Below are 14,883 nucleotides of genomic sequence, written 5' to 3'. Positions count from 1 at the left end.
TGCGTTCTCGGACACAGCCCGTCCGTGTCAAGCCGACGACCAGCAGAGGGAGTGTGATGGACCACATTCGGATCGAGAACGAACGCGACGGAGCCGTCCGGGTGATCACGATCGACCGCCCGGACAAGCGAAACGCTCTCTCTGGCGAGATGTTCCAGCAGCTGATCGAAGCCTTCCGTGTCGAGCCTCCGCGAGAGGAACGCGTCACGCTTCTCCGATCCGAAGGGCATGTGTTCTGCTCCGGTATCGACCTTAACGAGCGTCTCGTATACGGGGCGCCCCCGCTCGACGAGCTCTGCATCGCCATCGAGGAGTATTCCCTGCCCGTCGTCGCTCGAATGCAGGGCGATGCGATCGCCGGCGGCGCCTTCCTCGCGCTCTTCTGCGACTTCGTCGTGGCGGCGAAGGAGGCTCGCTTCTGGGTCTCACTAGTGCAGATCGGCCTCGCTCCTCCCTGGCCCCTGACGCGCAAGCTGGTCGAGCTCGCGCCGCTGGCGCTGGCCAAGCGGCTCGTGCTTCTCGGCGACCCAATGCCTGCTTCTGCCCTCGCCGAGGCGGACGCCATCGCCGCCGCCGTCGCGCCCGAGGAACTCGACGCGGAGGTCGAGAGGGTGGTCGAGCGCCTGGCCACGAACGCGCCCCTCTCGTTGCGGGCGATCAAGGCGACGCTCTCGGCGAAGGGCTACGTCGAAGCCCCGCACGAACATGTGCTCGAGCTGATCGCGGCCGCCCGCGACAGCGAGGATGGAAGGGAGGGTGTCCAGGCGAGACTCGAGCGCCGCATGCCGCAGTACGCCGGGCGATGACCGACGGGTCGCCGAGCTCCACGTCGCACGCGGGCGACTTGGAGTCGGACCAACCCCCTCTCACGGGGATCCGTGTGCTGGACTTCACCCGCTTCGTCGCCGGCCCGTACGTGACGATGCTCCTGGCGGATTCCGGCGCCGAGGTCGTCAAGATCGAGCCGATCGGGGGGGAAGAGACGCGTCAGCTCGATCCGAAGATCGACACGCCTTCCGGAGAGGCGTCGGGCTACTTCCACCGCTTCAATCGGTCGAAGCGGAGCGTGTGTGTCGACCTGCAGTCGGAGCGCGGTCGGCAGATCGTGCTCGAGCTTGCGCCCGCCTTCGACGTCGTCGTCGAGAACTTCCGGCCCGGTGTGCTCGAGAGCATGGGAATCGGGTACTCCGTTCTCTCGGAGCGCGCACCGGGCATCGTCTACTGCAGCATCTCCGGGTACGGTCACACGCCCGGTCCGCGTCGTGACGATCCCGCTTTCGCGATCCTCGCCGAGGTCAGCGCGGGGGTCGTCGGCCGGGGAGTTCGGTCGGAGGATCCGCCCGTTCGCCTGTCGGCGCCGCTCGGTGATCTCTACCCGGCGGCGCTCGCCGTCTCGGGGATCTGCATGGCGCTTCTCCAGCGCGAGCGCACGGGCACGGGGGCGCACGTCGACATGGCGATGTACGACGCGCTCGTGTCGCTGAACGAGAATGCGATAACGATGTCGGCGGCGACGGGCGTCGAGATGCTGTCCACTGGAGCGCTCACTTATGCCGCCCCATTCGGGATCTTCCGTGCGGCGAACGGCCACATCTGCATTGCTGTGCTCGGCGAGAAGATGTGGAGGCGGTTCTGCGAGGCTATCGGACGACCGGATCTCGCGAGCCGTACCGACCTCGCGTCCGGTTCGGCTCGAGCGGAAGCCATGAAAGCCGAGCTCGGGGAAGCCCTCGAGAAGTGGCTCTCACCGCTCACGCGCGCCGAGGCCGTCGAGCGCCTCGTCTCCCACGGCGTGCCGGCCGGCATTGTGGCGACTCCCTTCGACGTCATCGGCTCCGCCCAGACCGAGGCGAGGAACCTTCTCTGGGAGGTGTCCTCCTACACCGGTGCACAGATCCGCACGGTCGCAAGCCCGATACGGATCTCGCCCCTGAGGTTCGCAGCTCCGGGACCCGTCCCGGCTCCAGGCGAGCATACGGTCGACGTACTGACGACAATCGGCGGCTATCGCGCCGACGAAGTCGACGAGCTCATCGCGCAAGGAGTCGTCGCGGACTGGAGGCCGTCGAAGCCGTGAAGGTCGGGCTCTGCGGGTGCGGGAACATGGGATCGGCAATCGCGGCGCGCCTCGTAAAGGCGATGAAGCTCGTCGTCTACGACCTCGAGTACGAGCGTGCACGAGCGCTCGAGGCCGAGCTCGGCGTCGCGGCCGCCGCGTCGCCTGTCGAGCTCGCCAGGGATGCACAGGCCGTCGTCCTCTCGCTCCCATCGCCTGCAGCGTCGCGAGAGATCGTCGAGGAGGTCGCGGCGCACGTGGCTCGCGGGGGCGTCGTCGTGGAGACGAGCACGGTCTCGCCTCGGGACATGTTGGCTCTCGAGCCCCTCTGCCGCGAAGCAGGTCTCTTTCTCGTCGAGGCAGCGATACTCTCCGGAGTCGCGCAGATGCGCGAAGGCCGCTCGATCCTCCTGGTCGGCGGAAGTGACGAAGCGGTGAACACCGCGGCGCCGGTCCTCGATGCGCTCGCCCCGCGGCAGGTGCGGCTCGGCGGGCTCGGGAGCGGGATGGCGGCCAAGGTGGCCAACAACGCCGTCTCGCACGCCGTGATGGTGGTCTTGCTCGAGGCGGCGGCGATCGCCGAGGCGTCGGGAGTGCCGCCGCACGTCCTCGCCGACCTCCTCTCGAGCCCTGACGGCGGCCTTCTACGGCCGCTCGAGCATCGCTTTCGCGAACGAGTGCTGGAAGGCGACTTTGAGGGAGGAATGCCGACCGAGGCGGCGCTCAAGGACTCGGAGCTCGCGCTGCGGATGGCTGAGGATGCCGGCGTCCCGCTCCACGCTCTGCGCGGGGCTCATGCTCCGTACAAGCTCGCCGTCGCCGCGGGCCACGGACGCCTCGACTACGCGGCGATCGCCCTCCTCTGGGAGGAGTGGACAGGCAGGTCTCTTCGAGCGGGCACTCGATCCGACGAGCAGAGCAGATGAGCCGCTCCGCGATCGCGGAAACGACTTCGGGCCGTACGGAGGGGCTCGTCGACGACGGCGTCCTCTGCTTCAAGGGAGTTCGCTACGGCGCACCCACGTGGGGACCGCGAAGGTTCCGCCCGCCAGTGCCGCCCGAACCCTGGACGAGGCCTGCGGACGCGACGGCGTTCGGCCCTTCGTGCCCGCCGACGCTCACGCCTGCCGACCGAGCCTACTTCCCAGCATCGCCGCTCTGGCTCGCCTACGCGGGCATCGACGAGTCCACCGAGTTCTCCGAGGACTGCCTGCGGCTGAACGTCTGGACGGGAGGGCTCGCCGATGGCGAGAGGCGGCCTGTCTTGTTCTGGCTGCACGGAGGCGGTTTCTCCTGGGGCTCCGGGTCGAGCCCGCTGAACGCGGGAGACGGGCTCGCTCGCGGGCACGGCGTGGTCGTCGTGACCCTCAACCATCGGCTCGGGATCCTCGGGTACCTGGACCTCGACGCGGTTGCCGGAGACGAGTGGGCAGGTTCGGGGGTCGCAGGCGTCCTCGACCTCCGCCTTGCGCTCGAATGGGTGCGCGACAACATCGAGGCCTTCGGCGGAGACCCGACGAACGTCACGATTGTCGGCCACTCAGGTGGCGGAGCGAAGGTCTCCACCCTCCTCGCGATGCCGAGCGCGCGAGGGCTCTTCCACCGCGCTGTGATCCAAAGCGGCGTGGTCTCGCTCCGGGCGATCGAGCCTGAGGAGGCGAGGGTGACCGCGACGGAGGTTCTCGCTCGCTGCGGCCTCGCAGCTGGGGAGGCGCGCAGACTTCAGGAGTTGGACACAGGCGCGCTGACCAAGCTCGGCGGCTCGTTCCGCTTCCGGCCGGTGTGCGACGAGGTGACGATGCCCGCTCATCCGTTCGATCCCGTCGCAGCACCGACCACCACAGGCATCCCGCTGCTGATTGGGACGACGAAGGACGACGCGGCGACGTTCAAGTTCGACTCCGATCCGGAATTTGCGTCACTCGACCAGGACGGCCTTCGTCGCCGTGTCGCGACCCATCCCGCAGCGGGCTTCGGAGAGGGTGCCGACGACGTGATCGCGTTCTTCTCGGAGCGCAATCCGGAGGCCTCCTGCGCCCGGCTGCTCGTCGACGTCGCGACCGCTACCGCGCGGGAGCGCGCGGTGCTGTTGTCCGAGCGGAAGCTTGCGCTCAGCAACTCGCCCGTCTTCACATACGAGTTTACGTTCGACGTCCCCATGCCGCCCGAGACCGCGTTTCCTGGTCAGCTCATGTCTCCGCACGCGGTTGAGCTGCCGTTCGTCTTCGACATCGCTCGGCGAACGCCACTCGCCGGTCGCCGTCCGGAGCGCCTCGACCTCGCCCGTCGCATGAGCTCCTGCTGGGTGGCGTTCATGCGCCATGGAGCGCCGAGCGCCTCAGGCGTGCCGGAGTGGCCCCGCTACGACCCCCAGCGGAGATCGCAGATGACCTTTGACGTCGCCCCGCATGTCGAGAACGACCCTCACGGCGCGGAGCGTCGTCATCTCCGAGACCTGCGCTCGAATCCCCTTGCGCTCGCCACTGGTCACCCATGAGCGTGGGCGAGAGAGCCGGCGACGTTCGTATCGCGGTCGGAGACGGTGGAGCGGTTCGAACGATCACTCTGTGCCGTCCGGAGAAGCGAAACGCCCTGACGCACGAGATGTTTTCCACGCTAACCGACGCGTTCACTCGAGAGCCGAAATCTCAGGAGCGCGTCACGGTGCTACGGGCGGAAGGTCCGGTGTTCTGCTCCGGCGTCGATCTCCGGCAGCGCTCGGAAGGCTCGCTCGAGGAGAGCCGGAGCCCTCTCGAGCTCCTCTGTTCTGCCGTGTGGCGCTACCCACTCCCCGTCGTGGCTGTGTTGAGTGGCGCGGCGATCGGAGGCGGCTTCATGCTCGTCGCCCACTGCGACTTCGTGGTCGCCGTGGAAGACGCCAAGGTGGGGAACTCAGCCGTCCAACTCGGGCTCGTACCCCCATGGCCGCTCTCGCGGCAGGTGGAAACTGCGGCGCGTTCTGCGCTTGCTCGCCGGCTGCTTCTGATGGGAGACCTCGAGCCAGCAACTCGGCTCGGCGCGGTGATGATTACCGCGGCTGTTCCCGCCGAGGTCGTCGAGGGCGAGCTCGACCGACTCCTCAAACGCCTGACGCAGAACGCTCCGCTCTCGATGCGCGCGATCAAGGCGACGCTGAACGCGGAGCTGTACGTCCCTGCCTCGCACCGCGAGGTCGTCGCGCTCATCCATCGCGCGCAGGAGAGCGACGACAGCAAGGAAGGCGTTCTCGCGCGTCGCGAGCGTCGCGAGCCGCGTTTCCTCGGTCGCTGAGCCTGGCCCCGCCGCCGTCTTCAGACGTCTGCGTCGCGGTACATGCGCTGATAGGGGATGCTCAGCACCTCTCGCGAGATCCGGACGTCGATCAGCATCGGACCAGGGTCCTCGACGAACGCGGCGGCGGCCTCTCGCAGAGCGTCGATCGACCGGACGAGCGCGCCGCGTCCGCCGAGGCTGACACCCACCTGCCCGAGGTCGGGAGTGGGAATCTCGGCCAGGGAGCTGTCGAGGCCGATCGCCGCCGACTTGTGGAGCTCCGCCCCCACTGCCTCGTCGTTCATGACGACGACGAGGAGGGGGACCTTGTAGCGGACCGCGGTCTCGAACTCGGCGAGATGCATCATCAGCCCCACGTCCCCCTCCATCAGGAACGCAGGCGTCCCGGTGGCGAGAACCGCGCCTATGGCCGTCGTCAATCCTTGCCCGATGCAGCCGAAGTGATGCTGCGCGACGATGAAAGGCCGCTGCCGTTGCAGGAGCATCGTCCCGAATCGCACCTGCTGTCCGCTGCCGAGCACGAGCCCCATCTCGGGCGGGATCAGGTTGTCGAGGAGGTGGCAAACGGCGCGCGGATCCACCGTCCCCGGTTCGAGCTCGACGACTGACTCGTCATAGAGAGCACTTGCCAGCCGCTCCTTGACCTCGCGCGTCCGGTAGCCCGTGGAGCGGACGGACTCCGCCGACAAGAGCTCGTCGAGCGCCTCGAGCCCGAGCTTGGCATCCGCCTGGATGTAGCACTCCGCCGCACGGCCTCCACCCATGACGACGTGCGGGCGGGAGTCGATGTGGATATAGCGCGCGAGCGGATAGGCGAAGCCGAGCCCCGTCGTATACTGGTTCAGGCTCGCCCCGACCGCGATGACGCAGTCGGTCTCCTGCAAGAGCTCGAGCGCGGTCCTCGTCGCGTACGCGCCGGAGATGCCGGCGTGGTAGTCGTCGTCGTTGAGCCAGTTCTTGGCGACGAGTGTGGTCGTCACAAGGGCACCGATCCGATCGGCTAGGCGGCGGGCGACCTCGCCGGCTCCCGCCTGCATGGCGCCTCTTCCCAGAATCAGGACGGGGCGCTCGCTCGCCCGTATGATCTCCGCTGCGGCTCGCAGGCGCTCGGGATTCGGCGCAGGAGGAGCTTGCGGGAAGAACGAGGACGACGCCACGTACTCCTGCTCGTCGAACTCCTCCTGCTGGATGTCCTCGGGCGCGCTGAGCACGATCGGCCGGGACTCGAGGCGGGCGCGATAGAAGGCGGTCCGGACTACCTTCTGCGCGTCGTCGGCAGAGGACAGGCGAACAAACCTCGCTTCGGTCGCCTCGGCGAAGCGCCGCTGGTCGAAGACCTGGGCGTTCTCGTCGTCGCTGACGGCAACGTCGCCGCAGAAGGCCACGAGCGGGGAGCGAGCGCGGCTGGCCACGACCATCGTCGTCGCGAGCTGCGCGTACCCCGGTCCGCTCGTCGTCGAACACACCCCGGGCTCGCCCCTCACACGGGCCCAGCCGTCGGCCATCGCCAACCCCGCCCCTTCGTGCCGGACGTCCACGATCCGCACGCCGAGCTCGTAGACGGCGTTCAGCCAGTGCATGTTGGCGTCGCCCATCATGGTGAAGACCATCGAGGTTCCTTCGGCCACAAACGCCTCGGCGAGGGCGTGGAAGACCTTCATCGAGCGACCAGTCTTACGTTCGCAGGGAGAGCCACGCGCCGTGCGAGTATACGGTTGCACGCAGATGCGTACATCAGCTCGTCGCCAGGTCCTCGAGCACGCATGCGAGCTCCTTCGTCCGGCTCAGGAACGGAGAATGGTCGGAGCCCACAAGCTCGATTGGTCGGATCCCGAGCCGCTCGGGCACCACGCGACGACTCCAGGCCGGGTTGGAGGCGCGATCCTCCGTGCAGAGCACGTAGCCGGCTGGAACGCCCGGCCACTCCTTTAGTGGAGTGACTTCGACGTAGGGCTTGAGAGCCTGGTCCCGGATGCGCTCCATCGCCCGGTCCGCATCTTCAGGGGCACAGTGGTGATAGAAGCGGTCGCGCAGGCCGGCTCGCCCGCCCTTGTACGGGAACAGGATGTCCGGCTCTGCCGCTTGCTGGTCTCGGAAGCTGAGCCCCGGCTCTGGAAGGAGGCCACAGACGAAGATCATGCGACGCACGGGGCGAGCGTGTGCCACGAGGGGAATCGTCAACCCTGCCAGCGAGTGGCCCACGAGCGCGACCGGCTCCTCGAATTCGCGTAACGCATCGACCACAACGGTCGCGTACTCGGCGGCGCCGGCCCCCTCGTCCTCGCACGGCAGGTCCATCGCGATCGCGCGGTGACCGCGACGCTCGAGCTCGGGGATGAGTCGTTCCCAACACCACGCGCCGTGCGCGCCTCCGTGGACAAGCCCGAAGGTCACCGCCGTGGAACTCACGTGCGATCGAGCGAGCTTGCGAGGAGCGCGGCGGTCCGGGCTGCCTCGTGCATGAAGAGGGGAGCGCTGGCCTCCTCGGCGAGCTCGAGGATGGCCTGGAGCGCCTCGGAGGAGGCACCAGGGTCGTACGCTCCATGGTCGCGGCCAGCGTGTCGCGCGACGGACGCGAGCGTGGCGTTGCCTGCAGAGCCCTTCGCGAGGTGGCCCGCCGCGGAATGCGAATCGATGCCAAACCGATCAAGCAGGACGAGCGCGTCGAGACTGGCCATCGCCTGAGCGGCGGTAACACCCCGTGCGATCCGAGCCAGCACCTCCGCCTCGGATCGTGCCAAAGGCCGAAGTCTCGTGGCTGCGCTCGCGATCCGCTCGAGCCAGCGGATCACGATCGGGTGGTAATTCTCGCCGAATCCAGCCGCGATCGTCCCGCGATAACAGGACGCAGCGACGCCGGCCATCGGTGACACGACTCCGCGCTCATCCGCGAGCTCGAGGAAGAGGCGAACGTCCTTCGCCATGTTCAGCGTGCTGAAGTGGCCAGGCCCAAGATCTCCGGGGAGAACGAAGGCGACGATGTGGTTGCTGAGCACCCAGCTCTCGGCTCCGTGCTCGCCGAGGTGCGTCGCGATCGCCTGCGGAGTGAGGCCGAGTAGCTTGCCGAGGACGAGCGCTTCGCAGATCGCGATGTTGCTGCAGGCGACGACAATGTTGTTCGCGATCTTCAGCGCCTTGACGGCGCCGAGTCCCTCGACGAACCGCAGCTCGGAGGCGATCGCCTGGAGGGCCGGCCGGAGCGCCGGCTCGTCGCGGCTGACGAAGAGCGCAAGCTCTCCTGCCGCCGCGGCCTGCGTGCCGCGCGTGATCGAGACACTGACCGCCGCTACTCCGACATCTGCGAGCGTGGAAGCGACCGTTTCGATGGTGCCGGGTGCGATGGTGCTCAGGTCTGCGTATACCTGCCCCGGCCGGGCGGAAGGGGCTAGCTCGTCCGCGACCAACCGGACGTGCTCGTCGGCGGGCAGGATCGTCAGGATGACATCTGCGTCCGAGATCGCGTCGGCAACCGAAGTCGCCCTGCGGCCCAGCCCGGCGAGCGCGTCCGCGCGAGCGGGATCGACGTCGTAGAGGGTGAGCTCGAGCGCGTCGGCCGCCGCGAGGCGACGAGCGATCGGCTGACCCATAGCGCCCAGCCCGATGATGGCGATCCTCACGGTTTCCGGTCCATCACAAGACGCGCAGGCTCGTGCACATGGTCATCGCATACCGTGGTATACATTGCTCGCGCGCCGGGTGCTGGCACAGGCGAATCGTCGAGCGGAAGGGGATCACTGTTGGAACACGTCAGAGTTGAGTTCGAACGAGGCGGGGCGGTCAAGACGATCGTTCTCGATCGCCCGGAGAAGCGCAATGCCTTGTCGCCTCCGATGTTCGACGCGCTGGTCGCAGCCTTCGAGACCGAGCCGGAGCCCGACGAGCGTGTCGTGCTGATCCGAGGCGAGGGACGCGTCTTCTGCGCCGGCGTTGATCTCTCCGAGCGGATCCAGAAGGGCTGGCCGCAGGAGAGCCCGCTCGTTCGTCTCTGCGAGGCGATGCGTGTCTATCCGCTCCCGATCGTGGCGGCGATGCAGGGAGACGCCATCGCGGGCGGCGCCATGATGACCCTCCATTGCGACCTGATCGTGGCGGCCGAAGGGGCGCGACTCGGCATGCCGCTCTCCCAGCTCGGAATCGCGCCTCCCTGGATCCTGACGAGTCGCACGATCGACCGCGCAGGACCCGCGCTCGGCCGGGAGCTCGTGCTTCTCGGCTACCCGATCTCGGCCGAGAGGCTCGCGGAGCACAACGTCGTGAACGCCGTCGTCCCCCACGAGCGCTTCGCCGGCGAGGTCGACCGAGTCGTGAACCGCCTCGTGCGCAACGCGCCGCTTTCCCTGCGCGCGGTCAAGGCAGCGCTCGCCAGCATCGGAGAGGCCGGCATCGGCACCCCCCGCGAGGGCGAAGACGCGCTCGTCCGGGCAGCGCTCGACAGCCGTGATGCCGTCGAGGGCATGCAAGCCCGCCTCGAGCGCCGCGAGCCGCAGTTCGAGGGGAGATAGCGAGCTCCGAGTGAAGGGCTCTCCCTGCCATGATCGGAGGCAGCGGCGGCGGTCGCTTGAGACACGGCAGGCGGAGGCGTGAACAGCGAGCGTAAGCCACCGCTCGACGGCGTCCGCGTCCTCGATCTTACGCGGTTCATCGCCGGGCCCTACTGCACCATGCTCCTGGCTGATCAGGGAGCCGAGGTCGTCAAGGTGGAGCCGCTGTCAGGGGAAGAGACGAGGGCGCTCGAGCCGATGCTGGGGGACGGGAACGCGCAGGTCGCCGTCTACTTCCTCCGCTTCAACCGCAGCAAGAAGTCCATTTGCCTCGAACTGAAGAGCGAGGAAGGACAACGGCTGTTCGAGCGGCTCGTGCATGAAGCCGACGTGCTCATCGAGAACTTCCGTCCGGGCGTACTCGAGAGGCTTGGGTTTGGCTGGTCCAGGCTCAGGGCCCTCAACGAGCGTCTCGTCTACTGCTCAATCACCGGCTTCGGACACTCGGAGTCCCCGTTTCGCGACTATGCCGCCTTCACGCCGATCGTGGAGGCGACGGCCGGAACCTTGATCTACCGCTCGCGCGATGAGCGTCCGACAATTGCCGGTTATCCCGTCGGGGACATCTATCCGGCCGCGCTCGCGAGCGCCGCGATCGCGATGGCCCTTTACCGGCGCGAGGCCGACGGTCTCGGCGCGCGCATCGATATGGCCATGTACGACGCGATGATCTCGATGAACGAGCGTGCGATCGGCATGTCGGCCATGCTTGGTGACGACATCCTTCCCGGCATCGCAGCTGATCTCGGCTCGGCTCCCTCGGGCGTCTTCCGCGCCCGCGACGGCTTCATGAGCATCTCCGTCGTCGGCGAGCGGATCTGGCGGCGCTTCTGCCACGCAATCGGGCGCGAGGACTGGCTCGAGGACGAGCGGCTCGCCTCGGGGCCGCTTCGGGCGGAGCACTTCGACTCGATCATCCTTCCGGGCATCGAAGATTGGTTGGCGGATCAGGATCGAGCCGGCGCGGTTCGCACGCTGACCGACGCCGGAGTGCCCGCCGCTGAGGTCGCTCGACCGGCCGAGATCGCAGCCTCCGAACAGGCTCGGACCAGGGACATGATCATCCAGTACCCTGCGCCGAGAGGCGTGGTCGCCACCGTCGTCGGGAACCCGATGCGCTTCGACGACGAGCAACGTCCGGCGGCAGGCGCCGCACCCGCCCCCGGCGAGCACACGCGAGAGGTTCTTCGCTCTTGGGTCGGGCTGGAGGACGACGAGATCGGGGCGCTACTCGCGTCGGGCGTCGTTCGACAGGATGGTGGATCGCCGTGAGCATTCGCGGCAAGGCGTTCATCGCGGGCGCCTTCGAACATCCGCTCCGGGAGATCCCGGATGCGTCGCTCGCGCAGATCCACGCGGACGTCGCGCTCGGAGCGCTCGCTGACGCCGGGCTTTCCTTGGACGACGTCGACGGCTACTTCTGCGCAGCCGACGCACCCGGCTTCGGGGGGATATCGATGGCCGAGTACATGGGCATGCGTCCCCGGTACGTCGACACGACGGAGAGCGGCGGCTCGTCCTACGTCGCACACGTAGGTCACGCCGCCGCAGCGATCGCCGTAGGGAAGTGCCGGGTCGCCCTGGTTACCTTGGCAGGGAAGCCGCGGACCGGTGGGTCGCCGCCGGGAGGGAGCATGGGCGACCCGCAGGCGCCGGAGACATCATTCGAAGTGGCGTACGGCCCCACGACTCCCTCGCTCTACGCGCTCGCAGCTAAGCGCCACATGCACGAGTTCGGCACAACCTCAGCGCAGCTCGCAGAGATCAAGGTCACCGCGTCGCGCCACGCCAAGCACAACCCGAACGCGCTCCTCCAGAAGGAGGTGACGGTCGAGGAAGTGCTCGAGTCGCCGATGGTCAGCGACCCCCTCCACCGCCTGGACTGCTGCGTGGTCACCGATGGCGGCGGCGCAGTCGTTGTCGTCGCGCCCGAGATCGCACAGGCCCTCGAACGCGACTGCATCAAGATCCTCGGCCACGGAGAGTCGCCGAAGCACACAGACAACGGCCGGGTCGACCTGACGTACACCGGCGCCGTCTGGTCCGGCCCGTTGGCATTCGAGGAAGCCGGCACCACTCCGAAGGACATCGACTACGCCTCTATCTACGACTCGTTCACCATCACCGTCCTCGAAACGATCGAGGACCTCGGCTTCTGCGAGAAGGGCGCAGGTGGCCCCTACGTGGAGAGCGGGGCGCTGCGTGCCCCGGACGGCGAGCTCCCGTTAAACACGGACGGGGGTGGGCTCTGCAACAACCACCCGAGCAATCGGGGTGGCATGACGAAGATCATCGAAGCGGTCCGCCAGCTTCGGGATGAGGCCAATCCCGCCGTGCAGGTGGGGGATTGCCAGCTCGCGCTCGCCCACGGCACGGGCGGATCCTTGGGCACGCGTATGGGGAGCGCGACGCTGATCCTCGGTCGGGAGGACGCATGACGGGCGAGCTGCCGAGGCCCGAGCCAGTCGTCAGCCCCGAAGCCCGTCGGTTCTGGGAGGCGACGGGCGAGCAACGCCTGCGGCTCCAGCGTTGCTCCGAGTGCGCGGCTGTCGTCTGGTATCCGCGCGGCATCTGTCCCGACTGCTCAAGCTCGAACCTCGACTGGTTCGAGGCAAGCGGACGTGGACTCGTTTACAGCTTCACGATCAACCACCGTGGAACGGGCCCGTACGAAGGCATCGGCCCGTACATCCTTGCCTACGTCGAGCTCGAGGAGGGGCCACGCATGCTGACCAACATCGTCGACTGCGACTCTGAGAAGCTCCGGATCGGCCAGCTCGTGGAAGTTCGCTTCGCCGATACTGGGACTGGCACGGCGCTCGTCCGCTTCACCCCCGTGGAGACCGTCGCAGATGGCTGATCTTGGCGGTCGAGTGGCGCTCGTGACGGGTGGCGGCCGCGGCATCGGCGCGGCCACGTCGCGGCGCTTTGGGCGAGAAGGCGCAGCCCTCGTCCTCGCCGCCCTCGAGAGTGCACCCGGGGGGGAGGTCCGCGACGAGATCGTCGCCACTGGCGGACGCGCGCTCGCAGTCTCATGCGACGTGACCAGTAGGGAAGACGTCGAGGCCGCAGTCAGCCGAGCCGTCGGCGATTTCGGCTCCCTCGACATCCTCGTCACCTGCGCCGGGATCACGCGCGACAATCTGATCCACAAGCTGAGCGACGAGGACTGGGACTCCGTGATCCGGACGCACCTCACGGGCACCTTCCTCTGCGCCCAGGCGGCGCAACGGGAGATGGTCGCCCGTAAGCGCGGGGCGATGGTCTTTCTCTCCTCGGGGTCGGCACGAGGTAATCGCGGTCAGGCGAACTACTCGGCGGCGAAGTCCGGCATCGAGGGACTCGCCCGAACGCTCGCGATCGAGCTCGGGCGCTTCGACATCCGCGTCAACGTTGTCGCTCCGGGCTTCATTGACACTCGTATGACGCGAGCGATCGCCGAGCGAACCGGACAGGACTACGGGGAGATCACGCGCGCCTATGCGGAACGCCTCCCGCTCGGACGCGTGGGCCAGGCGGACGAGATTGCATCGGTCATCGCGTTCTTCTGCGGAGACGACTCGGGCTACGTCACAGGCCAGACACTCCACGTCCGCGGCGCTCCGTGAGGAGGACAGCCGCGTGACGGCGCCCGACGATTCGACCCGCGACGCTAGCCCGGTGGCGACGCCTGGGAACGAAGACGGCACCACCAATCGCGTCCTCGGGCGGTTCGAGATGATGATCGAGCGAGGCAAGATTCGCGAGTTCGCACGAGCAACCGGCGCGACGCATTCCGCGTACTTCAACGACGAGCGCCCGCCGATCCCTCCGACGTTCCTCGCGTCGGCCGCTCTCTGGCAGCCTCCTGATGTTCCGCGGCCGTACCAGGCGCTCGGAATGGACCTCCGTCGCGTGCTCCACGGGGAACAGGAGTACCGCTTCTACGGGTCCATGCCTCGCGCCGGCGACAGGCTCGTAGTCGAGATCCGCGTCGAGTCGGTCAACGAGAAGGATGGTCGCCGCGGAGGCACCATGCGACTGGCTCGTATCGTCAGCGACTTCACCGACGAGACCGGACGACTCGTAGCCCAGGCATGGTCGACGACGATCGAGACGGGTGCTTCCGCATGAGGCTGAGTGAGCTGGCGGAGGGCCAGGAGCTCCCGTCGAGGGAGTTCGGTCCGATCACGAGAACCGACATCGTCCGTTACCAGGGTGCGAGCGGCGACTTCAACCCGATCCACCACGACGAGCCCTTCGCCCGCGAAGCCGGGTATGAGAGCGTCATCAGCGTCGGCATGCTCCAAGCCGGGTACGTCGGAACATACTGCGTCGATCTCTTCGGCCCGGAGAGCGTTCGCGAGCTTCTGGTCCGCTTCAAAGACACGATCGCGCCCGGGGACATGGTGACCTGCGGCGGGAGGGTGTCCTCGGTCGAGGAAGTTGCTGGCCGAGACTGCCAGGTGACGATCGAGCTCCAGATGCAGCGAGGTGCCGAGGTCTGTGTACTCACTGGCCGAGCGACGATCGTGTCGGGCGGTTCGCCCCGGAACTAGGTAGCCCAAGTACCAGTGCGGAGTACCGTCTGGAGTACCGGCTTGTCTCCGCGAGGTGCACGTCGTTGCAGCTAGCTGCTGGCATCAATCAATCAATCAGCCGCAGGCACTTTCAGCCTCTTGCTTCGCGCTGCAGCTGTGGGGTCAAGACTTTTAATCCCATCCCAGGGCCTGATTTGTGCAGGGCCGCCGGGTTCCATCACTACGGAGGTTGTGCTCTCGACGCCGGTGTCACCCTGTGCGTCGGCGGTTTCAGGAGGGGTCATCGTCGCGGCCAGCGTCAAGGAGCTCGCCTACGAGTCCGACTCGAGCCGGCGTTTTGCGCGCGCTCGCGTGAGCGTCGACACACTGGCCGGCGTACGAGAACGGGTGGCCGCTCCAGCTGCCACCTCGCGTCTAGCCTCGAACAGCGTTGTCTAATCCGAAGTTCCCTCACCAATCAGGTCCGCGCTAGCCGCTGATCCCGCACGGGGAG

General features: G+C 67.6%; 15 protein-coding genes. 12 read left to right on the top strand and 3 right to left on the bottom strand.

Going from position 1 to position 14,883, the window contains the following annotated elements; genetic code table 11:
* The first annotated feature begins 56 nt into the window (after nt 1–56).
* Genes WEB06_05925 through WEB06_05905 form a run of 5 tightly spaced genes read left to right on the top strand, consistent with a single transcriptional unit; the run spans nt 57 to nt 5,326 of the window.
* Nucleotides 57–806 carry an enoyl-CoA hydratase/isomerase family protein gene (locus tag WEB06_05925; GenBank protein ID MEX2555153.1) on the top strand — a complete coding sequence of 250 codons (750 nt, stop codon included), beginning with the start codon at nt 57–59 and terminating at the stop codon, nt 804–806.
* Nucleotides 803–2,077, top strand: coding sequence for a CoA transferase (locus WEB06_05920; GenBank protein MEX2555152.1), 1,275 nt, complete (start codon nt 803–805; stop codon nt 2,075–2,077). Before WEB06_05925 ends, WEB06_05920 begins: the two co-directional genes overlap by 4 nt.
* A complete protein-coding gene (locus WEB06_05915) occupies nt 2,074–2,982 on the top strand; it encodes an NAD(P)-dependent oxidoreductase (protein ID MEX2555151.1) in 909 nt (302 codons plus the stop codon). Before WEB06_05920 ends, WEB06_05915 begins: the two co-directional genes overlap by 4 nt.
* A complete protein-coding gene (locus WEB06_05910) occupies nt 2,979–4,553 on the top strand; it encodes a carboxylesterase family protein (protein MEX2555150.1) in 1,575 nt (524 codons plus the stop codon). The genes WEB06_05915 and WEB06_05910 overlap by 4 nt, the downstream gene beginning before the upstream one ends.
* The gene (locus WEB06_05905; GenBank protein ID MEX2555149.1) at nt 4,550–5,326 is read left to right on the top strand and encodes an enoyl-CoA hydratase/isomerase family protein; all 777 of its coding nucleotides are present in this window, start codon (nt 4,550–4,552) and stop codon (nt 5,324–5,326) included. The genes WEB06_05910 and WEB06_05905 overlap by 4 nt, the downstream gene beginning before the upstream one ends.
* 20 nt (nt 5,327–5,346) lie before the next feature.
* Here WEB06_05905 and WEB06_05900 read toward each other — a convergent pair whose 3' ends face one another.
* From WEB06_05900 to WEB06_05890, 3 genes are all read right to left on the bottom strand, one after another.
* Nucleotides 5,347–6,990 carry a thiamine pyrophosphate-binding protein gene (locus tag WEB06_05900; GenBank protein ID MEX2555148.1) on the bottom strand — a complete coding sequence of 548 codons (1,644 nt, stop codon included), beginning with the start codon at nt 6,988–6,990 and terminating at the stop codon, nt 5,347–5,349.
* A gap of 73 nt (nt 6,991–7,063) precedes the next feature.
* Complete coding sequence (locus WEB06_05895; GenBank protein ID MEX2555147.1) at nt 7,064–7,723, bottom strand: alpha/beta fold hydrolase; 660 nt, start codon at nt 7,721–7,723, stop codon at nt 7,064–7,066.
* 11 nt (nt 7,724–7,734) lie between these two features.
* Complete coding sequence (locus WEB06_05890) at nt 7,735–8,946, bottom strand: NAD(P)-dependent oxidoreductase (protein ID MEX2555146.1); 1,212 nt, start codon at nt 8,944–8,946, stop codon at nt 7,735–7,737.
* A gap of 120 nt (nt 8,947–9,066) precedes the next feature.
* On the opposite strand from WEB06_05890, the gene WEB06_05885 reads away from it, so the two are divergent.
* From WEB06_05885 to WEB06_05855, 7 genes are all read left to right on the top strand, one after another.
* A complete protein-coding gene (locus WEB06_05885; protein MEX2555145.1) occupies nt 9,067–9,831 on the top strand; it encodes an enoyl-CoA hydratase/isomerase family protein in 765 nt (254 codons plus the stop codon).
* 78 nt (nt 9,832–9,909) lie between these two features.
* Entirely contained in the window at nt 9,910–11,142 is a 1,233-nt protein-coding gene (locus tag WEB06_05880) for a CoA transferase (protein ID MEX2555144.1), read from the top strand.
* A complete protein-coding gene (locus WEB06_05875; GenBank protein ID MEX2555143.1) occupies nt 11,139–12,308 on the top strand; it encodes a thiolase domain-containing protein in 1,170 nt (389 codons plus the stop codon). The genes WEB06_05880 and WEB06_05875 overlap by 4 nt, the downstream gene beginning before the upstream one ends.
* Nucleotides 12,305–12,730, top strand: a complete 426-nt coding sequence (locus WEB06_05870; GenBank protein ID MEX2555142.1) for a Zn-ribbon domain-containing OB-fold protein — start codon at nt 12,305–12,307, stop codon at nt 12,728–12,730. The genes WEB06_05875 and WEB06_05870 overlap by 4 nt, the downstream gene beginning before the upstream one ends.
* Nucleotides 12,723–13,478, top strand: coding sequence for a 3-oxoacyl-ACP reductase FabG (fabG, locus tag WEB06_05865; GenBank protein ID MEX2555141.1), 756 nt, complete (start codon nt 12,723–12,725; stop codon nt 13,476–13,478). The genes WEB06_05870 and fabG overlap by 8 nt, the downstream gene beginning before the upstream one ends.
* Before the next feature lie 13 nt (nt 13,479–13,491).
* Nucleotides 13,492–13,983: a MaoC family dehydratase N-terminal domain-containing protein gene (locus WEB06_05860; protein MEX2555140.1), complete on the top strand. Its 492-nt coding sequence runs from the start codon at nt 13,492–13,494 to the stop codon at nt 13,981–13,983.
* Nucleotides 13,980–14,408, top strand: coding sequence for a MaoC/PaaZ C-terminal domain-containing protein (locus tag WEB06_05855; GenBank protein ID MEX2555139.1), 429 nt, complete (start codon nt 13,980–13,982; stop codon nt 14,406–14,408). The genes WEB06_05860 and WEB06_05855 overlap by 4 nt, the downstream gene beginning before the upstream one ends.
* The last annotated feature ends 475 nt before the right edge of the window (nt 14,409–14,883 follow it).

This window comes from Actinomycetota bacterium, from assembly GCA_040905475.1.
Classification (GTDB): Bacteria; Actinomycetota; AC-67; order AC-67; family AC-67; genus DATFGK01.
Note: the sequence above shows the minus strand (reverse complement) of the source record. Positions and strands in the feature narration are given on the sequence as shown.